The organism is Gordonia sp. (in: high G+C Gram-positive bacteria) (genome assembly GCF_052106715.1).
Classification (GTDB): Bacteria; Actinomycetota; Actinomycetes; order Mycobacteriales; family Mycobacteriaceae; genus Gordonia.
Window position 1 is genome coordinate 75,144 of sequence record NZ_JBQEDL010000003.1, and the last position, 21,937, is coordinate 97,080.

Consider the following 21,937-nt stretch of genomic DNA (forward strand, 5'->3'; position numbering starts at 1 on the left):
AGGAGTGTGCCCATGAAAGCCTCTGCCGCCGCGCAGCGAACACTGCTCGACCTCGCCGACCTCGACGCGGACATCGCCAAGACCGCGCACAGTCGTAAGAACCTGCCAGAGGACGCCGAACTGGCCGAACTGGCGACGAAGCTCGACGCCGCTCGTGACGACGTCGCCGCCGCACGGGTCGCCGTCGACGATCTCGCTGAGGTGTACGAGAGATTCGACCGCGAATTGACCGGGATGGCCGAGCACGTCGCGCGAGACAAGGCCACGATCGAGGGGGGAACGGCGGGGCACAAGGCGCTTGCCGAACTACAGCACGAACTGGAGTCACTCGAACGGCGTCGCGATGTTCTCGAAGGCGAGATGCTCGAACTCATGGAGCAGCAGGAGGCGACGGCGACCGAGGCGGACCGCGCCGAGGCGACGTTGCTGACTTTGACCGAGAACGAGTTGGACCTCGTCGCCAAGCGCGACGCAGCGGCCGAAGCCGTCGATGCGCGCTCGGCCGATCTCGCCGAGCGAAGGACAGCACTGGCGGCGACGATCGACGCCGACCTCGTCGGTGTCTACGAGAAGCTCCACGATCGCGGGCAGGTCGGCGCCGGACTGGTCCAGGCGCGCCGCTGCGGAGCGTGCCGGATGGAACTCGACCCGCGCACACTGTCGCGGATCGCCGCCGCCGACGAAGACGAGGTCTTGCGGTGCGAGGAGTGCGGCGCGATCATGATCCGAACCGACCATTCCGGCCTGCCGGGACAGGGGCGCCCCCGTGAATGACGAGCACGGGGTCAATGGGCCGAGCTGGCAGGGACAGACGTCGGCGCCGACCCGCATCATCCTGCTCCGGCACGGTCAGACCGCGCTGTCGGTGGAACGCCGCTACTCGGGCCACGGCGACCCAGAGCTCAGCGACGTCGGCCTCGAGCAGGCGACCGCCGCTGCGGTGCGCCTCGCCGATCGTCCGTTCGGTGGGATCGACGCGATCGTATCGTCGCCGTTGTCTCGTGCGCGTGCGACAGGTGAGTTCGCCTCGCGTGTCCTCGGACTCGACGTCACCGTGCACGAAGGTCTGATCGAGACGGACTTCGGCGACTGGGAGGGCCTGACGTTCGCTGAGGCCGCCGAACGTGACGGACGGCTGCACCGTCGGTGGTTGAGCGATGTCGACGTCACACCGCCGAACGGGGAGAGCTTCGCACAGGTCGGCCAGCGCATCGCTCGGGTCCGAGACGATCTGGTCGATCAGTACGCGGGCCAGACAGTCCTCGCTGTCAGCCATGTGACGCCGATCAAGACGTTCCTGCGCGGTGCCCTCGGCGTCGGCCCCGAACTGCTGTTCCGGCTGCACCTGGACCTCGCGTCATACTCGATCGTCGAGTTCTATCCCGACGGCGGCTCCGTCGTTCGGCTCGTCAACGACACCGCGCATTTACAGACACAGCGTGTATGACGCTCGGTGAGAGCTGCGGTATTCTCGAACGGCGAACGAGCCGACCGGGCGGCCGCGGCGACGGAACCACGCACTCCATTGCGCAGGCCGACAGCCGAGGAAAGTCCGGACTCCACAGCAGCAGGGTGGTTGCTAACGGCAACCCGGGGTAACCCGCGGGACAGTGCCACAGAGAAAAGACCGCCGTCCCGTACGCGGAACGGTAAGGGTGAAACGGTGCGGTAAGAGCGCACCAGCGACACGGGTGACCGTGACGGCTCGGTAAACCCCACCCGGAGCAAGGCCGAAGTCCGCACCGCGAGCCGGTGCGGATGCGCGAGTGCTTGAGGACTGCTCGTCCGAGCTCGCGGGTTGGCCGCTCGAGGCACCCGGCAACGGTGTGTCCAGATGGATGGTCGCCACCGATCCGCAAGGGTCGGGACAGGATCCGGCTTACACGTCGGCTCGTTCGCCCACATCCGAGGACTGCATCATTCGGCGACCACTACATTCGGGGTATGCAACCGTTCACGGGTGTCCGACGCAGAGTGCTCGCTTCTGCCATCGACTTCGACCGGATCCGCAGGGAACTCGATCTCACCGCCGACTTCTCGTCGGCCGCGACCGCGGAGGCCCGCAATGTCGCAGATCGCTTCGCCCACGGGCGCACCGACCGGACCGACATCGAACTCGTCACCATTGATCCGCCCGGCTCCAAGGATCTGGACCAGGCACTTCGAGTGGTGTCCGACGGCGACGGCTTCCTCGTCCACTACGCGATCGCCGACGTCGCAGCGCTCGTGGAACCGGGTGGAGCGATCGACGACGAGAGTCGTGAACGCGGGCAGACGATGTACTTCCCGGACGAGAGCGTGCCGTTGCATCCTCGGCCACTGTCCGAAGGCGTCGGATCGCTGTTGCCCGACGAGGTCCGACCCGCCGTGCTGTGGACCGTCCGGGTCGACGGCTCCGGCGATACCGCCGAGGTCGGCGTCGAACGAGCGATCGTCCGCTCGCGAAGGAGATTCGACTACGCGGAGGTGATGGCCGCGTACGAGGGCGGGAGCCTGCATCCGTCCATCGCTGCACTGCCTACGTTCGGGCAGACTCGCATCGACTGGTCGCTGCGGCGCGGGGCCATGCAATTGGACCTGCCCGACCAGGAGGTCGTCCGCCACGACGGCGGCCGCGCGTGGACACTGCAGATCGCTCCACGCACCCGCGCCGACGGTTGGAACGCGCAAGTGTCCCTCCTGGTCGGTATGTGTGCGGGCGATATTCAGCGGCGCGCCGGGATCGGGCTGCTGCGGACCGTCCCTCCCGCGTCAGACGACGCGATCGCCGAACTCCGCAGCGCCGCAAGGACTCTCGGTGTTCCGTGGGCAGACGGGTCGTCGCCGGGTGAGTTCTTGGCTGGACTGCAGGCCGACGCGCCGACGACGCTCGCGCTCATGACGGTCGGGGCCCGGTTGATGCGCGGCTCCGGTTACCTGACACTCGAACCGGGGGAACACTACGACGACGCGGACGTCGTTCACGCCGGGGTCGGCGGCGTGTACTCACACGTCACGGCGCCGCTGAGGCGGCTGGCTGACCGGTACGCGACCGAAGTGTGTCTCGCGGCGGCCGGCGGGTACGGGGTTCCGGACTGGGTGACCGAAGCTCTTCCGTCCCTGCGTAAGACGATGGCGTCGTCGGATCAGCTGGCGTCGACGGCCGAACGGCGCAGCATCGATCTCACCGAGGCGACCGTCCTCGCCGACCGGATCGGCACGCGCTTCGACGCCGTCGTCATGCGTGAGGCGAACGGCGAACGCTCCGCCGAGGTATTCATCGCCTCGCCGGCGATCATCGGTGCATGCGACGGCGCGCCCGCCGCCGGTGCCAGGTCCACGGTGGAAGTGACCGTGGCCGATGTCGAAGAGGCGAAGGTGCGGTTCGCGGTGCGTGACTGAGGGGTCGCCTCAACCGGCTGCCGGGTTCAGAGCTTTCGGTACGCCTTGACTGCCTTGCGGCCACGAGTCTCCTCGCGGGCGTCCAGCCGGCCGAGTACGAACAGGGCCGCCGGGCTCAGTGGCGTGTTCTCGGCGACGTCGGCCAGCTTCGTACGGTTGACGGCGGTGTCATTGAAGACGCCGAGGTGGGTCTGCACCTTCTTCGCGTAGGAGCCGACCTCAGCGAACGAGGATCGGCGGAGGGGAGCGGCCGTCTCTGCTGTGTACCGAGTCGCCTTGGCGCGCTTGCGAATCGTGTGGAGCGCTTCGACCCAGTCGGGCGACCACGAGTCGTGTTGGCGCAGCGCCTTCTGCGCGCGCCGTAGCCGTCGGTACGACATGGCGATCGCCTCGGCCGCGACGTCTCGAGCGGGACTGTCGGCATCGAGGCCGGGCGTCGGATCGGCGATCAGTGCGTCGAGGTCGTCCAGCAGGGCCAGATAGCGATCGGTCGACAACGCGTACCGCATGGCCCGGACAGCTCGCTCGTGGTGCACTCGTTCGCCTTCGACGAGCACCTCGTACAAGTCGGTGGGAGTGTTCTCCCTGGCGAGCATCATCTCGTTGGTCTCCAACGCGACTTCGAGGTCGCGGGCCTCGCCGAGGACCGTGCCGAGAAGTTTGAGCTCGGCGGCGATGGGCTCGACCGAGTCCGGCGTGAGGACCTGCGGGTACGAGGTCAGCGTCGACCGCAGTCGTCGTGCGGCGACGCGCATCTGGTGGACGGCGTCGGATGCATCGTCGCGGGCCAGTGGATCGTAGGCGACGAGTGCGTCGCGGTGCGCGGCGAGCCCGGCCAGCACCAGGTCGAGGGCCGTCGATTTGCGTCCGACGGTTCGCGGCTCGTCGTCGACCGGGAGTGATCCGATCGCGCGCGCCAGCTTCGAGACGCTCGACGCCTTCCGCGCGCCTGCCTCCTTGAGATACGACTTGGCCCGTTTGAGGAGTACGCCGTCGCCCTCGACGAGCTCGAACTCCCACTCGGCCCACCGCGCGACACCGCCGCCGGGCAGGAAGGACTCGGCAGAAACGAGATCCTCGCAGAAGACCGCGAGTTCGCGGCCGTCGGCGTCGAACACGCTCGTCACGGTGCGGTCGGTGGTGATCGTCGCGACCGGACTGAGTTCCGCTCGCCGCACGATGGAAGCGACCTGATCGAGCATCAGGGCGGGCACCCCGTCGTCGGTCGGCGCGTCGTCGAAAGACACTCCGAGTTCACGCCGAGCCGACTTGACGGTCGAGGGGCGCTTGAGGTGCCAGCCCGCGTCGGTGCCGCCGGTCCGACGCCGCAGCGTGGTGCGATTGCGCGCGAGGACCGTGTCGGGAGTGTCATAGTAGGTCGCTTCGAGGAGATAGGTCTGTGGCGTGGACACGGTCCCGTCGGGGACCAGCCCCGCCAGGTCGGGCGCGGGTAGGCCGGCGTCGACGTCGAACTTGAGTTCGATCTCGAGGGACTCGTGGGCGCTCATGATGTGCTCCTGTGCTCAGCCGGTCGGACGCGCGAAACGGTCGGTGGCCTCCACTAGATGGTGGACGATGCCAGGTTCGAACGACGCGTGTCCGGCGTCGTCGACGATGTGAAGGTCGGCTGCGGGCCACGCTCGGTGCAGGTCCCACGCGCTGCGCATCGGGCAGACGACGTCGTACCGACCCTGGACGATCACGGCGGGGATGTGCTCGATGGTCGCGATGTCCCGTAGCAGTTGGCCCTCGTCGAGGAAGCCGTGGTTGACGAAGTAGTGGTTCTCGATCGTCGCGAACGCCAAGTCCCACGGTCCGCCGTCGCCAGATGCGGGCCGCGGCGCGAGGTAACTCGTGCGTCCCTCCCAGTCGGCCCACGCGCCCGCCGCCTCCTGAGCGATCCGGCGGTCGTCGCCGTTCAACAGTCGGTGGTACACGGTGACCAGGTCGGCGCTGCGGTCGCCGCCAGGCCGTTCGTCCTCCGGGATCGGTTCGAGGTAGCGCTCCCATACATCCGGGAAGAGGTTGGCCGCCCCTCCGTTGTAATACCAGTCGATCTCGCTGCGCCGCAGGAGGAAGATCCCGCGCAGCACGAGTTCGGTGACGCGGTCGGGATGCCGCTGCGCGTACGCCAGCCCCAAGGTCGATCCCCAGGAGCCGCCGAACACCTGCCAGCGATCGATGCCGAGATGCTCGCGCAGCGCCTCCATATCGGCGATCAGGTGCTCTGTGGTGTTGACCGACAAATCGGCGCCGTCGCTGATATGCGGCCGCGATCTGCCGCAGCCCCGCTGGTCGAACAGCACGATTCGGTACCGCTGAGGGTCGAAGAACCGACGTTGGTCGCCCGATGTCCCGCCGCCGGGACCACCGTGCACGAAGACCACCGGCTTCCCATCCGGGTTGCCGGTGGTCTCCCAGTAGATCTCTTGTCCGTCGCCGACGGACAGTAGGTCGGACGCGTACGGTTCGATTGCCGGATACAACGTGCGCATGCGCCCAACCATAGCCGTCAGTACGAGTGCTCAGGGCCGGGGAACGACGAGGACGCGACCTCGCTCGCGTACTGACGTGCGGCGGCGCCCAACTCCTCGCCGAGCGCCGCGTACCGCTTGACGAACTTCGCCGTCTTGCCCTGGGTGTACCCGGCGGCGTCCTGCCAGACGAGGACTTGTGCGTCTGTTTCGTGGCCCGCGCCGATGCCGACCGTCGAGATGGTGAGCTTGCGGGTGATCTGCGCTGCCACCTCGGCCGGAACCATCTCCATCACGACGGAGATGGCGCCTGCCGCCGGGCCGGCGATCGCGTGGGCGATAAATGGGGCGGCGGCGTCGCCGCGGCCCTGGACGCGGTAGCCGCCGAGGCCGTTGACGCTCTGCGGCGTGAAGCCGATGTGGGCCATCACCGGGATTCCCGCGGCGGTGAGCGCGGCGATCTGCGGGGCGATGCGTTCGCCGCCCTCGATCTTGATCGCGTGCGCGCCCGACTCCTTGAACATGCGAATCGCCGACTCGAGCGCTTGCTGCGGGCTCGCCTCGTAGGTACCGAACGGAAGGTCGGCGACGACGAGCGCGTGCGGTGCGCCGCGGACCACGGCACGGGCGAGCGGGATCAGCTCGTCGAGCGTGATCGGGATCGTGGTGTCGTAACCGTAGACGACGTTGGCGGCGGAGTCGCCGATCAGCAGGACCGGGATCTCGGCATCGTCGAAGATGCGGGCGGTCGTGAAGTCGTACGCGGTGAGCATCGCCCACTTGTGGCCTTCGGATTTCCACTTCGCGAGTTGCTGAATGCGGACCGGTCGGCGCGGGGACGACGTGGGGGCGGTGGAACCGTAGACGGAGTTCTCCGACATGACTTGCCTCATTTCTGCCTCGAGTCCCGCGTGGCGCGGGTACCCGGGTTGGTGTGGACGGCACTGATTCTTCCACCGTCCGCGCATAACCGGCAGGGGTCGTCCGGTGGCGTTGGTCACATGGGCGCGCCGGTCGTGAAAGGCGGCGCCGAACCTAGCCGGTGTAACACGCGCGTAACTGCGGAGCACTAAGGTTCGGGTATGGATCGCCAACAGGAATTCGTGCTGCGCACCCTCGAGGAGCGCGACATCCGCTTCGTCCGGCTGTGGTTCACCGACGTCCTCGGATACCTGAAATCCGTGGCGATCGCCCCTGCCGAACTCGAAGGCGCCTTCGCCGAAGGCATCGGATTCGATGGCTCGGCGATCGAAGGGCTCTCGCGCGTCTCCGAAGCGGACACTGTCGCCAAACCCGACCCGTCGACCTTCCAGGTATTGCCGTGGATGAGTGATGAGAAGCAGTACTCGGCTCGCATCTTCTGCGATATCGCGATGCCCGACGGGACACCGTCGTGGGCCGATCCGCGCAACGTCCTGCGTCGGCAACTCAACAAGGCCGCCGACCAGGGGTTCACCTGCTACGTCCACCCGGAGATCGAGTTCTTCCTCATCAAGGACACTCCGGACGACGGAGCTCCGCCGATCCCCGCGGACGGCGGCGGCTACTTCGATCAGACGTTCCACCACGCGGCCCCCAACTTCCGGCGGCATGCGATCGACGCGCTCGAGTCGATGGGGATCTCCGTCGAGTTCTCGCACCACGAGGCGGCCCCGGGCCAGCAGGAGATCGACCTGCGGTATGCCGACGCACTCTCGATGGCCGACAATGTGATGACCTTCCGCTACCTGGTCAAGCAGGTCGCGTTCAACGACGGTGTACGGGCGACGTTCATGCCCAAGCCGTTCAGCGACCACCCGGGTTCGGCGATGCACACGCATCTGAGTCTGTTCGAAGGCGATACGAACGCTTTCCACGATCCTGACGACCCGATGCAGCTCTCGACCGTCGGCCGACAGTTCGTCGCCGGAATTCTCGAGCACGCCAACGAGATCAGCGCTGTCACGAACCAGTGGGTCAACAGCTATAAGCGGCTTGTCTACGGGGACGAGGCTCCGACGGCGGCGACCTGGGGGCGGGCCAACCGCTCGGCGATGGTGCGGTTGCCGCTCTACACGCCGAACAAGGCGTCGTCGCGACGAGTCGAGGTCCGCACGCCCGATTCCGCCTGCAATCCGTACCTGTCGTTCGCCGTGATCCTGTCGGCCGGGCTCAAGGGCATCGAGGAAGGCTACGACCTCCCCGAGGAGGCCGAAGACAACGTGTGGGCGTTGACGCCCGCCGAACGTCGGGCGATGGGCTACCGGGAGCTGCCCGGGTCACTGGCCGACGCGCTGACCGAGATGGAGAAGTCCGAGCTGGTCGCAGAGACCTTGGGGGAGCACGTCTTCGACTACTTCCTCCGGAACAAGTGGGCCGAGTGGACGGCGTACCGCGGCCGCGTGACACCGTTCGAACTCGAGCGCTACCTGCCGCTATAAGGGGTCTGACGAGTGACGAGAGGGACAGGCCGCTCGGTGGTGCCCAGCCCGGGGCGCCTCGGGCTGCTAGACGAGAACGCGCGTGAGAACCTGGCCGCGTTGGGCTGGTCGTCTCTCGATGACGTCGACCTGCTGTGGGCGCTCTCGCGTGCCCCGGACCCGGACCTGGCACTCCGGGCACTGAACCGTCTGCGCGAGCGGGAGGACGAGCCGTGGCGTGAGATCGATGCGCTGCTGCACACGTCGAAGCCGTTCCGCGGCCGTCTGTTGTCGGCGCTGGGTGGCTCCGATGCGCTCGCCGACCACATCATCGCCGAACCTCATGCTTGGCGAATGTTGGTCGACGACGTCATGCCGACCGCTGACGAGTCGCGGACATCGTTGCTGGCGGCCGTTGACGCGGTCCCGGACGCGAGTGCCGCAGCCGAGGATCTCACCTTCCGCGCGGGCGTCACCGGAAACGACGCCGTCACCCAATTACGTCGGGCATACCGTGACCAGGTTCTGATCCTGGCCGCGCATGACCTGGCCGCGACCGTCGAGGACGAACCCGTCCTGTACCTACCCGAGGTGGGCGGCCGACTCGCCGACCTCGCCGACGCCGCGTTGACCGCTGCGCTGGCGGTCGCGATCGCCGACGTCCTCGGCGACGATCCGCTCCAGGCGCGTATGTCCGTCGTCGCGATGGGCAAATGCGGTGCGCGCGAACTCAACTACGTGAGTGACGTCGACATCGTCTTCATCGCGGAACCCGCAGACACCACGTCGGCGCGGATCGCGGGGGAGACGATGCGGATCGGATCTCTGGCCTTCTTCGACGTCGATGCGGGGCTGCGTCCCGAAGGGAAGTCGGGAGCGCTGACGAGGACGCTCGAGTCGCATATCGCGTACTACAAGCGGTGGGCCAAGACGTGGGAGTTCCAGGCGCTGTTGAAGGCTCGACCGATGGCCGGCGACATGAGCCTGGGATACGACTACGTGCTCGCGACATCTCCGATGGTGTGGGACGCGTCCGAGCGTGACGACTTCGTCCCCGAAGTGCAGGCGATGCGCAGGCGCGTCGAATCGTTGGTTCCCGACGACTACAAGGCGCGGAACCTGAAGCTGGGCCGCGGCGGACTGCGTGACGTCGAATTCGCCGTCCAACTGCTGCAGATGGTGCATGGCCGGGTCGACGCGTCGTTGCGCGTCCAGTCGACGCTCGACGCCCTGGACGCACTGGTCACGGGCGGATACATCAGCCGCGACGACGGCGCGAACTTCTCGGCGTCGTACCAGTTCCTTCGGCTCCTCGAGCATCGGCTGCAGTTGCAGCGGCTGCAGCGGACCCATGTACTGCCCGACCTCGACGACGAGCCCGCCGTGCGGTGGTTGGCGAGGGCGGCGCACGTACGCCCCGAGGGCGACAAGGACGCTGCTGCAGTCTTTCGTCGCGGCCTCCGCAAGCAGATCACACGAGTGCGCCAACTGCACGAGAAGCTGTTCTACCGTCCGCTGCTGGACGCCGTCGCTCGCCAGGAGAAAGGTCTGCTGCGACTCACCGACGACTCGGCCAAACGCCAACTGGCGGCACTCGGCTACGCGAAGCCGGAGCGCGCGCTCGCGCACATCCGCGCGCTGGCGTCCACGCCGGGCCGGACCGGGGCCATCCAGTCGATGATCCTGCCCGAACTGCTCGAGCACATCAGCGACGCGCCCGACCCAGACGCCGGCCTCCTCAACTACCGCAAACTCAGCGAGCAGATGGGGACCACGTCGTGGTATCTGCGGCTGCTGCGTGACGACGGCGTCGTCGCCGAGTCCCTGATGCGTGTGCTCGGGACCAGTGAGTACATCGCCGACTTGTTGATGAGGTCTCCGGACGTCATTGCGATGTACTCGATCGGAGCCGCTGGGCCGAAGCTCACCGAGGTCGATTCGGCAGACGTCGCCAAGGGGCTGCGCGCGTCGATGCGCCGCGCCCCCGACCTGACTCGAGCCATCGCGGTCGCGCGTTCGCATCGGCGCGCCGAGTTGGCACGCATCGCGTCGGCAGACATCTTGGGCCTGATGAGCGTCCAAGAGGTGTGTCAGGCGCTGTCGACGGTGTGGGCGGCCGTCCTCGACGCCGCGCTCGAGAAGGTGATCGAAGAGTCCCTGCGTACGCGCGGGACGCCGGCGCCCGCGCGGATCGCCGTGATCGGCATGGGCCGACTCGGCGGCGGCGAACTCGGATACGGGTCGGACGCCGACGTGCTGTTCGTCTGCCGATCCGTCGACGGATTCGACGACGCCGACGCCGTGTCATGGGCGCAGAGCGTCGCCGAGCAGGTTCGAACGATGCTCGGATCGCCCAGTGCCGACCCGCCGCTCGAGGTGGACATCGGCCTGCGTCCCGAAGGGCGCAACGGTCCCGTGGTGCGAACGCTCGCCTCCTACGAGGCCTACTACCGGCAGTGGGCCGAAGCGTGGGAGGTGCAGGCTCTGCTTCGCGCGCACACCGTCGCCGGTGACGCCGACCTCGGCCTGGACTTCCTGCACATGATCGACAAGACCCGGTATCCGGCCGGGGGAGTATCGCCCGATGCCGTCCGTGAGATCCGTCGGATCAAGGCGCGCGTCGACTCCGAGCGACTGCCTCGCGGAGCGGACCCCGCGACGCACACCAAGCTCGGTCGCGGCGGGCTCGCCGACGTCGAATGGACGGTGCAGCTGACTCAACTGCGGTATGCCCACGAGTTCGCGTCACTGCACAACACCTCCACGTTGGAGACGTTGGCGGCCATCGCTGAGGCCGAGCTGATCCCGGCCGATCAAGTGGAGGTTCTGACCGAGGCCTGGATCACCGCGACACACGCCCGCAACGCGTTGGTCCTTGTGCGCGGCAAACCCGTCGACCAGCTGCCCGGCCCAGGTCGCCAGCTACGCGCAGTCGCGTATGCGGCGGGATGGCCGCAGGAGGAGGCGACCGAGTTTCTGGAGCACTACATGCGCGTCACGCGTCGGGCGAAGGCAGTGGTAGTCGAAGTATTCGGAGGCTGACGCGTAAACCGGCCGCTCGAGATCAGAGCCTCTCTGATCACCAGTCAGGGCAGACCGGGCTCAGGGCAGACCAGGCGGCTCGTGAGGGACCTCATTGAGGGACTCGACCATCAGGGGGCCGTTCGGACTCTTCACGACTCGGCTGACCGACGTGTAGTTCGGCAAGAAGAACACACCGTGCGGTTCTCCGATGAGCGTGCTGAGGAATGAGTTGAGCACGCCGCCGTGACACACCACAGCGACTCGGTTCGCGGATCGGTCGGCGACGATGTCGTCGAATGCCTCGCGGACTCGAGATCGGAACTCCTGGGGGTCGAACCGATGGGCACCCCACCGGCCCGTGGTCAATGCGCCGGCCACGACGGTGATCCGGTCGGCGGGAAGGATTTCCATCGGCACGTATTCGGTTGCGCCCAAGTCGAACTCGGCAAGACGGAAGTCAACTCGTAGCGGCGCCCGGTATGCGGCGACGAGGTCTTCGGCGGTCTCCCGTGCGCGACGCATCGGGCTGGAGACGACCAGGTCGGGCCGGGACTCGGGGTGTGCGGCCAGCCAGGACGCGAGGTCGGCCGCCTGGCGGTGTCCGAGGGCGGTGAGCGCCGGATCGGCGGCACTCGCCGATGCCGTTACCCGCTCAGGTTGTGCGTGCCGGACGAGGAGGAGTTCCATGCTGGTCCCACCTTCGGTGTTCGGGTAGTCATGACGCCGACGGAGCCACTGTCCGCAGCGCGTCTTCGATCGGTTCAGCGGGGTCGGCGGACGTCGAGACCATGGATGTCTCGGAGATGCTCGGTAAGACGCTGAGCGCTACGTAACCGTCCCGGACGAGGGCGGCGTCGGTGTCGGTGCCGAGCGAGTCGCCGTTCTCGAAGCGTTCCAGAATTATGGCGTCGCTCGACCGCGTCAAACGCAGGCCCATCAGTCCTCGCGGGGCCAGAGGGCCGGTACGGACTCCTTTGAGCTCGTGCAGTCCGAGGTCGGGGACGTTCACGTTGAGCACCGTGCGCGGTGCGCTGTGGGTGAGCATCCAATCGACCGCGTGCACTGCGACCTGCGACGCGGTGTCCGTGCGGCCGTTCGGTGCAAATCCCGTGCTCACCGCGAGCCCTCGCGCACCGAGCGAACCGGCGGCCAACGCCGCACTGACCGTGCTCGAGGTCGATAGGAACCGACCGGTGTTGAAGCCGTCGTTGACACCACTGACGATGAGGTCGGGGCGCGGCCCGAACAGCCCGGCGCAGGCGGCGAGGACGGCGAACGTCGGCGGGGCGTCGACGGCGAACGCTTCGGCGTCGATGCCCGCGATCGAATGCTCGGAGTAGGCGATCTCGATGCCGTGCTCGATGGAGCCGAGTCCGGAACCAGAGCCGGAGAAATCGGTCGACGGCGCCACTACCTGGAACGAGTGGTGCGAGGCGGTCAAGGCGAGCGCGAGACTGCGGAGCCCCGCGGCCTCGATCCCATCGTCGTTGGTCACCATAATGCGCATGTGAACCTCCATGTCATGTTGCTCGATTGTGATCTATGAGTCGCATATTTGTCCACAAGAATCTCGAATGTCGGCTTAGGGTTGCGACTTCGCGTGCAAAATCTACGAATATGAGGGTTGACACGGTGTCGCCGGTCACATAATAATGTGAATCGGTAATCGCATAATCGTCGAGTTCATTCCGCAAGGAGCAACCGTGTCTCAGTGGCCAATCAACGACGAGGTCTCGCAGGTCTTCCCGCTGTACTCGCGAGCAAACGTCGGTGAGATCTTTCCCAACCCGATCAGCCCGCTCAATGCGTCGGCGGGGTTCCAACACAATCTCGAGCCGGGTTGGCGTGACGCGTTCGTGGCGTGCCGTGTCTGGGACGACGATCTGTACGAGAAGTCGGGCGTCCCGACGACGGTCCTGCCTGCTTTCGGGAGCTACCTGTACATCAACATGTCGCTCATGCGCCTGTTCGGCGTGCGCGTGCCGGGGATGTCGCCGGAAGCGGTCGACCTCCAGTACTTCGGCGACATGCCGGGCATCCCTAGCTACGAGAGTGAACGACGAGATTTCGACGAGGATCCGGCGTTCGAGGAGAAGGCGGGTGCGTGGCTCATGGACGAGGTCCTCGGCGCGACCGGCCTGCCCGAGTACGACAAGGACCGTGAAGCCGTCCTGGAGATCCGCAGGCAGCGCCCGGATCTGACGACGTTAACCGAGCAGGAACTGCGTGAGCGGATCACTTCGTTCGACTACATCCTTCGGCCACTGTTCAAGCGGCATATCGAGGCGTCGCTGAAATGCGGCGTCGGCCTCGGCGGGGTCGCTCAGTTCGCCGAAGCGATCGGCAAGCCCGAACTCGCACTCGTCCTGGTCTCCGGTCTCGGTGATGTCGACTCCGCCATCCCGTCGACCGTGATGTGGAAACTCAGCCGGGCCGCGCAGGCACCGGCGATCGCCGCGCTATTCGACGAGGGACTGGCAGGCCTCGTGGATCGGTTGCGCGCTTCCGACGACCCGGCGGTGGCCGAATTCGTCGCCGAGCTGGACCAGTTTCTCGAGGACTGGGACTTCCGCGGACCCGCCGAATGGGAGATCCGCGCCAAGACCTGGGGGCAGGTCCCGGAGATCGCGCTGTCGACGATCGACACGATGCGACGGGTGTCCGACGACGAAGGACCCCAGATCAAGAACGAGGCCCGCGCCGCCGAACGGGAGGCCGCGTCTGCCGCCATCCGCGAGTCGATTGCCGCAGATCCCGAGGCGTCCGGCCAGTTCGAGGCCGTTCTCAACGGTTCGACGGTGTGGATGCGCGGTCGAGAGCGTGCGCGGACGACGGCGGCTATGGCGATGCACGAGATCCGGCTGGCGGCGATCGAGTTGGGCAGCCGAGTGGCGAAGGCCGGACACATCGAGGCCGCTGAGCACGTGTTCATGCTGTTCGCCGAGGAACTCGACGGCTTTCTGGCCGATCCCGCGTCCTTCGCTGAGGTTCTCGCCGATCGCGAGCGCAGCTATCTGGAGCTCTTCGAGTACATCCCGCCGTTCGTCGTCGCAGGCGAGGCTCCGGATCTCTCGACCTGGGAGCGGGTCGACAGCCTCGACGTGCCCGTGCTGACGGCGGGGGGAGAGATCGCGGGCGTGTCCGGGTGCAACGGCACGGCGCGCGGTCGGGCCCGGGTCCTGACCTCGCCGGACGATCCCGCGGCACTGGAGGCAGGTGACATCCTCATCGCGCCGATCACCGATCCGTCGTGGACCCCGCTGTTCGTCGCTGCTAACGCCGTCGTGGTCAACGTCGGCGCGCCGTTCTCGCACGCTGCGATCGTCAGTCGCGAACTGGGGATCCCGTGCGTGGTATCGGCGCTCAACGCGACTGCGCGGATCCCGGACGGCGCGCTGATTGAGGTCAACGGCACGTCTGGCACCGTCACGGTTCTCGAGGACCCGTCGTCCTGAGGAGGCCCGGTGAAGTCCGACCACCCATCCCGACCGACTCCGTGCATACGGACCGGCATCGACATCGATCATCAGGAGTGACATGTACCCTCCGGCGACAGCTCGCGATCGACCCGACGCGATTGCCTATGTCATGGCAGGATCGGGCCGACGTCTGACCTATGGCCGGCTCGACGAACAGTCCAACCGACTCGCCAACTACTGGCGCTCGGTCGGGGCAGCGCCGGGCGACTCGGTGATCCTGGTGATGGAGAACTCGCTGGCCTGGCCGGTCGCGGTGGCGGCGGGCATGCGCAGCGGGCTCTACGTGACACCGATCAACTGGCACCTCAAGCCTGCCGAACTCGCGGCACTCATCGCCGACGACAGTCCGGCGGCCATCGTCACCAGTGTTGCGCTCGCGCCGAACATCGTCGCAGCAGTCGATTCACTGGAACCGCGGCCGGTCATCGTCTGCGTGGACGGAGACGTTGCGGGCTGTATCACGCTCGACGATGCGCTCGCCGGGCAGTCGGCCGAGCCGATCGACGACGAACTGCTCGGGGCGCGAGTGCTCTACAGCAGCGGAACGACGGGCCGCCCGAAACGCTTCGCGCAGAAGTTGCTCGGCGTCCACCCGGCCGACGCACCGCGGAGGCATTCGGAACTGGTCGACCGCCTTGGAGTCGATTCGAGCACCGTGCTGCTCTCGCCCGCACCGAACTATCATGCTGCACCGTTCACGTTCGCGCTGATCACGTTGTCGGCCGGCGGCACCGTGGTGTGCATGGAACGGTTCGACGCGCGGGACTCGCTCGCGGCGATCGTCGAGTACGGGGTGACGCATTCGCAATGGGTGCCCACGATGCTGGTGCGGATGCTGCGCTTGTCTGACCGGGAGCAGATCGGTCTCTCACCGACCCATCGAGTCGCGTTCACTTCGGGTGCGCCGTGCCCCGCCCACGTCAAGACCGACGTCCTGGACTGGTGGGGGCCGATCTTGCACGAGTACTACGGCGCCTCCGAGGGATACGGGCACACGTACATCTCCCCGAACGAGGCTCGGATCCACCCGGGCTCGGTCGGCCGGCCGCTCGGAGCGACGCGGGTGCGCGTCGTCGACGCCGACGGCGCAGACGTGCCTGCGGGCACCGAGGGGACGGTGTGCTTCCAAGCGTCGGGTGCGCAGAGCTACCGTAACGCCGACGACGAGCAGGCTCAGCCGCTCAAGCAGATGGGCGACATCGGGTATCTGGACGAGGACGGCTATCTGTACCTGGTCGGACGGCGCGGATTCATGATCATCTCCGGGGGCGTCAACATCTACCCTGACGAGGTGGAGTCGGCGCTTCTGGCGCATCCGGCGGTCGCCGACGCCGCTGTGATCGGCGTGCCCGATCCGGAGTTCGGCGAGACGGTGAAGGCGGTCGTCCGGCGGCAGCCAGGTGTGGCTCTCGGGGAACGAGAACTCATCGATCACGTGCGGAATCGCCTCGCGCACTTCAAAGCGCCACGTAGCGTCGAATTCACCGATGACCTCCCGCGACTACCCACCGGAAAACTCGACAAACGCAGCCTGGTCAGCAGATTCACAAGGAGAGAGACGTCATGACAGTCGAATCAGTCGACACCCGCTTCGAGGTTCTGCACGCCCTCAAGGTGAAGGGGCTCGCCAACGATGAGATTCTCGCGGCCATCACCGGACTGGAGGCCAAGTCGTTGTCGGGCACCGTCGATGAACTGGTGTCGGACGGACTGGCGATCCGGCGCGAGGCCGGCCGTATGTCGGGCACGATGATCACTCCGAACGGTCGCACCGAGTACGACCGGCTCGTCGCCGATGCGATGGTGACGCCCGAGGCCGAGGGGGCGATCGTCGAGTTCTACGATGCGTTCCTACCGATCAACGGGGACTTCAAGAAGGTCTGCTCGGCCTGGCAGATGCGTGCGGACGGCAGTCCGAACGACCACGAGGACGAAGACTACGACGCCGGGGTCGTCGCCGATCTCGCTGCGATCAACGAACGCATCGCGGCAGCACTCGACGACGCAGCAGGAGTGGTACCGCGCTTCGGGCGCTACCGTGGCCGCCTCGCGTCTGCTCTGGACAAGGTGAAGGCGGGCGACCGGGCGGCATTCGCGCGCCCGATGTACGACAGCTACCACGACGTGTGGATGGAGTTGCACCAAGATCTGCTGTTGACCGCCGGCCGCGAACGCGGCGCGGGCGACGAATAGGGACTCACATGAATGACTCGAGCAGTATGACGGTGGCGAGCGCACCCGATATCGATCTCATGGACCTCGACGCCTTCGAACAGGGGCGCGACCGTGAGTTGTTCGCCCGCCTCCGCGAGGAGGATCCGCTGCACTGGAACAGTGAACCCGACGGCGGTCCGGGCTTCTGGTCGGTGACGCGCTACGCCGACGTGCTCGCCGTGGCGAACAACCACTCGGCGTTCACCGTGGCCGAGGGTACCCAGATTCCGAGTCGGCGGGCAGAAGGCGACTCGGCCCGAAGCGTCCACCACGTCGATCCGCCAGACCACGGGCCGTTGCGGCGTGTGTCGACGTCGCACCTCCGACCGGTCAAGGTCAAGGCGCTCGAGCCGGACATCGTCTCCGTCATCGACGACCTGCTCGATCAGCACGTCGGCAAGGGCTCGTTCAACTTCGTCAGGGAGGTCTCGGCGCGGCTGCCGGTCGTCATGATCTCGCGGCTGCTCGGCGCACCGTTGTCGGACTGCGAACGGATCATCAGCTGGACCAACCGCATGTCGCCCGACGACCCGGACCATTCGACAGGTCCCGAGGACGCGGTCGCCGCGCGGGACGAGATCTTCGACTACTTCCGCACCATCGAGGACGAGCGTCGAGCTCATCCGACGGACGATCTCATCAGCACGTTGGCGGCCGCGACCATAGCGGGCGAGCCCCTCACGCGCGGCCAACTCGACGCGTACTACCTGATCCTGATGGTCGCCGGGAACGAGACCACCCGGAACCTGTTGTCCGGCGGAACGTATGTGCTGTTCGAGAATCCCGCCGCTTGGGAGCTGATCCGTCGGCAACCGGCGAAGGCTCGGCTCGCCGTCGAGGAGATGATCCGGTGGGTCTCGCCGATCATCTGCATGCGGCGCAACGCCACCCGGGACGTGGACTTCCACGGAAAGACCATTCGCACCGGCGACAAGGTCGTCATGTGGTTCACCTCGGCCAACCGTGACCCGCGGGCCTTCGACCGTCCGGATGAGTTCGTCGTCGACCGCCACCCCAATGACCACCTCGGGTTCGGGTGGGGAGAGCACGGCTGTCTCGGATCCAACCTCGCCCGGTTGGAGGCCAAGCTGTTCTACTCACGCCTCGCCGAACGCAACATCGACATCATCGTCGACGGCGAGCCGGCCCGACTGCGCAGCAACTTCTTCCGCGGCATCAAGCGCCTCGACGTCCGTCTGGAGCAACGACATGGTTGAGCCGTTGGCGCCCGCAGAATGCTTCATCGACGGAGAGCGAGTCGCCGCGACCGGGGCGCGACATCTGATCATCGACCCGTTCACCGAGGCGCCGATGGGCGCCGTTCACGACGCCGACGACGATGTGGTGGATCGCGCGGTAACCAGCGCGCGGCGGGCCCACGCGTCGTGGCGCGACGTCCCGGTCGATACTCGAGCGGCGTTGCTCGAACGAGTGGCCGAATCGCTCGAAGGCGAGGAGAGCTCGATCGCCGGGCTGGTCACCCGTGAGATGGGCATGCCGATCAGCCTCGCCCGGATCACCCAGGCGCAGCTGCCCGGACGAGTGCTGCGGGCAACCGCCGAGGTGGCGCGCGCGAGCTTCCCGTGGCGAGAGGAGTCGGCAGACGCCGTGCTTCTGCGCTCCGGTTCGGGAGTCGTCGGCGCGATCACACCCTGGAACATGCCGGTGCACCAGATCATCGCGAAGGTGTCGGCCGCGGTCGTCGCCGGGTGCGCCGTCGTGCTCAAGGCATCCGAGCAGACACCCTACGACGCACTTCGGATCGCTGAGATGTTCGCCGTTGCAGGAGCTCCCGACGGTCTGTTCAACGTCGTCACGGGGGCGGGGACCACCACCGGAGCAGCGTTGGCGGGCCACCGCGAGTTGAGCCGACTCTCGTTCACCGGCAGTGTTCGGGCCGGACGTGCAGTCGCCGCACTGGCCGCGAGCACCCTGACCAGAACCGCGCTGGAACTCGGCGGCAAATCGCCTGCCGTGCTCCTGCCCGACGCAGACCTCGACCGTGCAGTGCCCGCCGCCCTTGGGTCGGGACTGGTCAACTCCGGTCAGGCATGCAACGCGACCACTCGGTTGGTAGTCCCGGCTGCGTCGTTCGACGATGTCGTCGACCGGATCCGCGCCGCCGCGAAGACGTACGTCCTCGGCGATCCGACGGACGCGGATACGACGCACGGACCGCTGGTCACGGCGTCGGCGCAACGAGCAGTGCTCGGCCGGATCGGCCAGGCGCTGGCCGACGGCGGTCGTCTCGTCACAGGCACGGGCGCCGCGTCACGGGCAGCCGACACCGGCTACTTCATCGACCCGACCGTCATCGTCGACCTGCCCGAGACCGCTGCCGCGGTGCGTGAGGAGATCTTCGGCCCGGTCGTGGTCGTCCAGACGTACTCGGACGTCGACGACGCGGTGCGCATCGCGAACGACAGTGTCTACGGATTGTCTGCCGAAGTGTGGTCCGCAGACGAGGACCGCGCTCAGGAGACTGCTGCTCGGCTGTCCGTGGGACAGGTCAAGATCAACGGAGTGCGCACCCGCGACCGCGTTCTCGTCCCGTTCGGCGGGATGCGCGACTCCGGCTACGGGAGGGAACTGGGAGTCATGGGGATCGACGAGTTCACCGATGTCACGGCGGTCCTGTCATGACGGCGAACGCACCGGTGGTCGTCACCGGCGCAGCATCGGGAATCGGTGCGGCCCTTACCGATCAGCTGCGTGCCGCCGGTCGAGAGGTCATCGGCCTCGACCGGACCGAGGGCCCGGGCATCGTCGAGTGCGACCTGTCCGACCCGGCCTCGATCGATGCGGCGCTCCCGCAGATTCCCGCCGTCATCGCCGGGCTGGCCAACGTCGCAGGCGTGCCGGGCACGGCGCCGTCGGAGACTGTTCTGCGAGTCAACGTCCTCGGACCGCGGATCCTGACTCAGTCGCTGTTACCGCGACTGCCCGCCGGTTCGGCGATCGTCAACGTCGCATCGGTTGCCGCTCACCGCAATACGGCGCCGCAGGAAGCGGTCGAGGAGCTCATCGTCGCCGCAGCAGCCGCCGACATCCGAACTTGGCTCGACGCCCACCCGGCGGACGGTCCAGCAGCGTACGACACGTCCAAGCGGGTCGTCGTCGACTGGACGGCCCGGCTCGCCGGAGCGTTGATCGACCGCGGCATTCGTGCGCTGAGTGTCAGCCCGGGACCGGTTCAGACACCGATCCTGGACGACTTCACCGTGAGCATGGGGAAGGAGTCCATGGACCGCTCGGTGGCCACCGTCGGGAGGTACGGCCGCCCCGGGGAGATCGCGTCGGTCGTCGCGTTCGCCCTGTCCGCGCAGGCCAGCTGGCTCAACGGCATCGACATCCCGGTAGAAGGCGGACTCCTCTGCGCCCGAGAGGCGTCGAAGCATCCCGCGGTAGACCTCGTCGGCGCCTCCGACCGACCTCAGTTCAAAGGATCGACATCATCATGACAACGGAAGCCTCACGAGGCGACATCACATCAGGAACACACGACGACGTCGTTCTGCTGGACGGGTTGTCGCCCGGCGACCGCGAACTACTCGGCGGCAAGGCGTACAGCGTGAACCGGATGCGTGCGATCGGCTTGCCTGTCCCGCTCGCCTTCGCGCTGCCGACCTCGGTCTGCGGTGTCTACCACCAGAACTCGCGCTCGCTTCCGGACGCGATGTGGGACCAGGTCAAGAGTGCGGTGACCGCATTGGAAGACGACACCGGACGCACCTTCGGATCCGGCCCCTCGCCGTTGCTGGTCTCGGTGCGGTCGGGGGCCGCGCAGAGCATGCCCGGCATGATGGACACCGTCCTCAACCTCGGGTTGACTCCCGATCTCGTCGAAGCACTCACCGTTGAGAGCGGTGACGCCGACTGGGCCCAGAACACCTGGTCCCGATTCCGTCGTTCGTACGCCGACATCGTCCTCGGTGACGACGGGGGCGAACCACCCCACGATCCGTGGGACCAGTTGCGCGCCGCGATCGGTGCGGTCTTCGACTCCTGGACCAACGAGCGGGTCCGTGCCTATCGTGAGCGGCACGCCCTCGGCGAAGGCGGCGGCACCGCCGTCACAGTCCAGGCGATGGCCTTCGGAAACCGAGACGAGGAATCCGGTACCGGTGTCCTGTTCAGTCGCGACCCCAACACCGGTGAGCCCGTTCTGTACGGCGAATGGCTGTCGAACGCGCAAGGCGAGGACGTCGTGTCCGGGGAGAGCACACCGATACCGATCGCCGAGTTGGCGCAGTCCGCGCCAGCGCTTCACGCAGAGCTGTCCCGGATCGCGACCGTCCTCGAATCGGAGTACCGCGACCTCGTCGACATCGAGTTCACCGTCGAGAGCGGTCGCCTCTACATGCTGCAGTGCCGTGCCGGAAAGCGCGCTCCCGGCGCGGCCGTCCGGATCGCCGTCGACCTGGTCGGTGACGGTGTGATCACCGAGAGCGAAGCGCTCGACCGAGTCACCGAGGAGCATGTGCAGGCCTTGGCCGGAGCGACTCGCATCGAGACGACGAGCGAACCCCTTGCTGTCGGGCTGGGCGCGTCGCCCGGCGTCGCACACGGGCACGTCGCCCATGACTTCAACGAGGTCATCGCACTGGAAGCCGAGGGCAAACAAGCCATCCTGGCCACCACGTTCACCGCGCCCGACGACGTCCCGGCCATGTTCGCCTCTGCAGGCGTTCTCACTGAAGTCGGCGGGGCGACGTCGCACGCAGCGCTGGTCTGCCGAGAGATCGGGCTGCCGTGCGTGGTTGGTGCGGGACCAGGCGTCGTCGATCGCGTCAGCGGTCAGGTGATCATGTTCGACGGCAACTCGGGGAAGGTCTATGCCGACGGTGAGACCGGGACTGCGTCCGCGAGCGCCGACGAGCACGTCCGAACCCTGATCGGCTACGCGGAGGCCGCCGACGCAAAGAATCATCCCATCTGTCGGTTCGCATCGAAGTGATCATGGACC

Annotated in this window: 17 protein-coding genes and 1 other RNA gene; 13 read left to right on the plus strand and 5 right to left on the minus strand. The window is 67.0% G+C overall.

Annotated features, from left to right (window positions below):
• Window positions 1-12: 12 nt before the first annotated feature.
• The 4 genes from ACTIMF_RS02450 (at window position 13) to ACTIMF_RS02465 (ending at window position 3,381) form a co-directional block, all read left to right on the plus strand.
• On the plus strand, window positions 13-774 hold the full coding sequence (locus ACTIMF_RS02450) for a zinc ribbon domain-containing protein (protein ID WP_442348683.1): 762 nt from the start codon (window positions 13-15) through the stop codon (window positions 772-774).
• Window positions 767-1,447 (plus strand): histidine phosphatase family protein, encoded by a 681-nt coding sequence (locus ACTIMF_RS02455; RefSeq protein WP_442348684.1) that lies wholly within the window; start codon window positions 767-769, stop codon window positions 1,445-1,447. The genes ACTIMF_RS02450 and ACTIMF_RS02455 overlap by 8 nt, the downstream gene beginning before the upstream one ends.
• Window positions 1,448-1,483: 36 nt before the next feature.
• Window positions 1,484-1,898: RNase P RNA component class A (gene rnpB, locus ACTIMF_RS02460), an RNA gene on the plus strand.
• Between the two features lie 46 nt (window positions 1,899-1,944).
• The gene (locus tag ACTIMF_RS02465; protein WP_442348685.1) at window positions 1,945-3,381 is read left to right on the plus strand and encodes an RNB domain-containing ribonuclease; all 1,437 of its coding nucleotides are present in this window, start codon (window positions 1,945-1,947) and stop codon (window positions 3,379-3,381) included.
• A 26-nt stretch (window positions 3,382-3,407) separates the two neighbouring features.
• Here the strand turns inward: ACTIMF_RS02465 and ACTIMF_RS02470 are convergent, their stop codons facing one another.
• From ACTIMF_RS02470 to panB, 3 genes are read right to left on the minus strand one after another with little or no spacing between them, the layout of a single operon-like run.
• Window positions 3,408-4,889: a CYTH and CHAD domain-containing protein gene (locus tag ACTIMF_RS02470; RefSeq protein ID WP_442348686.1), complete on the minus strand. Its 1,482-nt coding sequence runs from the start codon at window positions 4,887-4,889 to the stop codon at window positions 3,408-3,410.
• A 15-nt stretch (window positions 4,890-4,904) separates the two neighbouring features.
• The gene (pip, locus tag ACTIMF_RS02475; protein WP_442348687.1) at window positions 4,905-5,876 is read right to left on the minus strand and encodes a prolyl aminopeptidase; all 972 of its coding nucleotides are present in this window, start codon (window positions 5,874-5,876) and stop codon (window positions 4,905-4,907) included.
• 17 nt (window positions 5,877-5,893) lie between these two features.
• Window positions 5,894-6,736 carry a 3-methyl-2-oxobutanoate hydroxymethyltransferase gene (panB, locus tag ACTIMF_RS02480; RefSeq protein WP_442348688.1) on the minus strand — a complete coding sequence of 281 codons (843 nt, stop codon included), beginning with the start codon at window positions 6,734-6,736 and terminating at the stop codon, window positions 5,894-5,896.
• Window positions 6,737-6,937: 201 nt separating this feature from the next.
• On the opposite strand from panB, the gene ACTIMF_RS02485 reads away from it, so the two are divergent.
• Together ACTIMF_RS02485 and ACTIMF_RS02490 are read left to right on the plus strand one after the other, a co-directional pair.
• Window positions 6,938-8,275: a glutamine synthetase family protein gene (locus ACTIMF_RS02485; RefSeq protein WP_442348689.1), complete on the plus strand. Its 1,338-nt coding sequence runs from the start codon at window positions 6,938-6,940 to the stop codon at window positions 8,273-8,275.
• Between the two features lie 12 nt (window positions 8,276-8,287).
• The gene (locus ACTIMF_RS02490; RefSeq protein ID WP_442348690.1) at window positions 8,288-11,296 is read left to right on the plus strand and encodes a bifunctional [glutamine synthetase] adenylyltransferase/[glutamine synthetase]-adenylyl-L-tyrosine phosphorylase; all 3,009 of its coding nucleotides are present in this window, start codon (window positions 8,288-8,290) and stop codon (window positions 11,294-11,296) included.
• Between the two features lie 60 nt (window positions 11,297-11,356).
• On the opposite strand, the gene ACTIMF_RS02495 is transcribed toward ACTIMF_RS02490, so the two are convergent.
• A complete protein-coding gene (locus ACTIMF_RS02495) occupies window positions 11,357-11,965 on the minus strand; it encodes a histidine phosphatase family protein (RefSeq protein ID WP_442348691.1) in 609 nt (202 codons plus the stop codon).
• A 28-nt stretch (window positions 11,966-11,993) separates the two neighbouring features.
• Window positions 11,994-12,785 (minus strand): 5'/3'-nucleotidase SurE, encoded by a 792-nt coding sequence (locus ACTIMF_RS02500; RefSeq protein WP_442348692.1) that lies wholly within the window; start codon window positions 12,783-12,785, stop codon window positions 11,994-11,996.
• A gap of 196 nt (window positions 12,786-12,981) precedes the next feature.
• On the opposite strand from ACTIMF_RS02500, the gene ACTIMF_RS02505 reads away from it, so the two are divergent.
• The 7 genes from ACTIMF_RS02505 (at window position 12,982) to ACTIMF_RS02535 (ending at window position 21,928) form a co-directional block, all read left to right on the plus strand.
• Window positions 12,982-14,733 (plus strand): PEP-utilizing enzyme, encoded by a 1,752-nt coding sequence (locus ACTIMF_RS02505; RefSeq protein ID WP_442348693.1) that lies wholly within the window; start codon window positions 12,982-12,984, stop codon window positions 14,731-14,733.
• A gap of 82 nt (window positions 14,734-14,815) precedes the next feature.
• A complete protein-coding gene (locus tag ACTIMF_RS02510) occupies window positions 14,816-16,324 on the plus strand; it encodes an AMP-binding protein (protein ID WP_442348694.1) in 1,509 nt (502 codons plus the stop codon).
• The gene (locus tag ACTIMF_RS02515; protein ID WP_442348695.1) at window positions 16,321-16,950 is read left to right on the plus strand and encodes a MarR family transcriptional regulator; all 630 of its coding nucleotides are present in this window, start codon (window positions 16,321-16,323) and stop codon (window positions 16,948-16,950) included. Before ACTIMF_RS02510 ends, ACTIMF_RS02515 begins: the two co-directional genes overlap by 4 nt.
• 26 nt (window positions 16,951-16,976) lie before the next feature.
• Complete coding sequence (locus ACTIMF_RS02520) at window positions 16,977-18,188, plus strand: cytochrome P450 (RefSeq protein WP_442348783.1); 1,212 nt, start codon at window positions 16,977-16,979, stop codon at window positions 18,186-18,188.
• Window positions 18,181-19,614 carry an aldehyde dehydrogenase family protein gene (locus ACTIMF_RS02525; RefSeq protein ID WP_442348696.1) on the plus strand — a complete coding sequence of 478 codons (1,434 nt, stop codon included), beginning with the start codon at window positions 18,181-18,183 and terminating at the stop codon, window positions 19,612-19,614. Before ACTIMF_RS02520 ends, ACTIMF_RS02525 begins: the two co-directional genes overlap by 8 nt.
• Window positions 19,611-20,432, plus strand: coding sequence for a coniferyl-alcohol dehydrogenase (locus tag ACTIMF_RS02530; protein ID WP_442348697.1), 822 nt, complete (start codon window positions 19,611-19,613; stop codon window positions 20,430-20,432). The genes ACTIMF_RS02525 and ACTIMF_RS02530 overlap by 4 nt, the downstream gene beginning before the upstream one ends.
• Window positions 20,429-21,928, plus strand: coding sequence for a pyruvate, phosphate dikinase (locus tag ACTIMF_RS02535; RefSeq protein ID WP_442348698.1), 1,500 nt, complete (start codon window positions 20,429-20,431; stop codon window positions 21,926-21,928). The genes ACTIMF_RS02530 and ACTIMF_RS02535 overlap by 4 nt, the downstream gene beginning before the upstream one ends.
• Window positions 21,929-21,937 lie beyond the last annotated feature (9 nt).

Coding starts and splice junctions, on each gene's coding strand:
- panB (WP_442348688.1), bottom strand. CDS start 6,736: ATGTCGGAGAACTCCGTCTACGGTTCCACCGCCCCCACGTCGTCCCCG.
- pip (WP_442348687.1), bottom strand. CDS start 5,876: ATGCGCACGTTGTATCCGGCAATCGAACCGTACGCGTCCGACCTACTG.
- ACTIMF_RS02500 (WP_442348692.1), bottom strand. CDS start 12,785: ATGCGCATTATGGTGACCAACGACGATGGGATCGAGGCCGCGGGGCTC.
- ACTIMF_RS02535 (WP_442348698.1), top strand. CDS start 20,429: ATGACAACGGAAGCCTCACGAGGCGACATCACATCAGGAACACACGAC.
- ACTIMF_RS02485 (WP_442348689.1), top strand. CDS start 6,938: ATGGATCGCCAACAGGAATTCGTGCTGCGCACCCTCGAGGAGCGCGAC.
- ACTIMF_RS02470 (WP_442348686.1), bottom strand. CDS start 4,889: ATGAGCGCCCACGAGTCCCTCGAGATCGAACTCAAGTTCGACGTCGAC.
- ACTIMF_RS02530 (WP_442348697.1), top strand. CDS start 19,611: ATGACGGCGAACGCACCGGTGGTCGTCACCGGCGCAGCATCGGGAATC.
- ACTIMF_RS02515 (WP_442348695.1), top strand. CDS start 16,321: ATGACAGTCGAATCAGTCGACACCCGCTTCGAGGTTCTGCACGCCCTC.
- ACTIMF_RS02525 (WP_442348696.1), top strand. CDS start 18,181: ATGGTTGAGCCGTTGGCGCCCGCAGAATGCTTCATCGACGGAGAGCGA.
- ACTIMF_RS02450 (WP_442348683.1), top strand. CDS start 13: ATGAAAGCCTCTGCCGCCGCGCAGCGAACACTGCTCGACCTCGCCGAC.
- ACTIMF_RS02520 (WP_442348783.1), top strand. CDS start 16,977: ATGACGGTGGCGAGCGCACCCGATATCGATCTCATGGACCTCGACGCC.
- ACTIMF_RS02510 (WP_442348694.1), top strand. CDS start 14,816: ATGTACCCTCCGGCGACAGCTCGCGATCGACCCGACGCGATTGCCTAT.
- ACTIMF_RS02495 (WP_442348691.1), bottom strand. CDS start 11,965: ATGGAACTCCTCCTCGTCCGGCACGCACAACCTGAGCGGGTAACGGCA.
- ACTIMF_RS02465 (WP_442348685.1), top strand. CDS start 1,945: ATGCAACCGTTCACGGGTGTCCGACGCAGAGTGCTCGCTTCTGCCATC.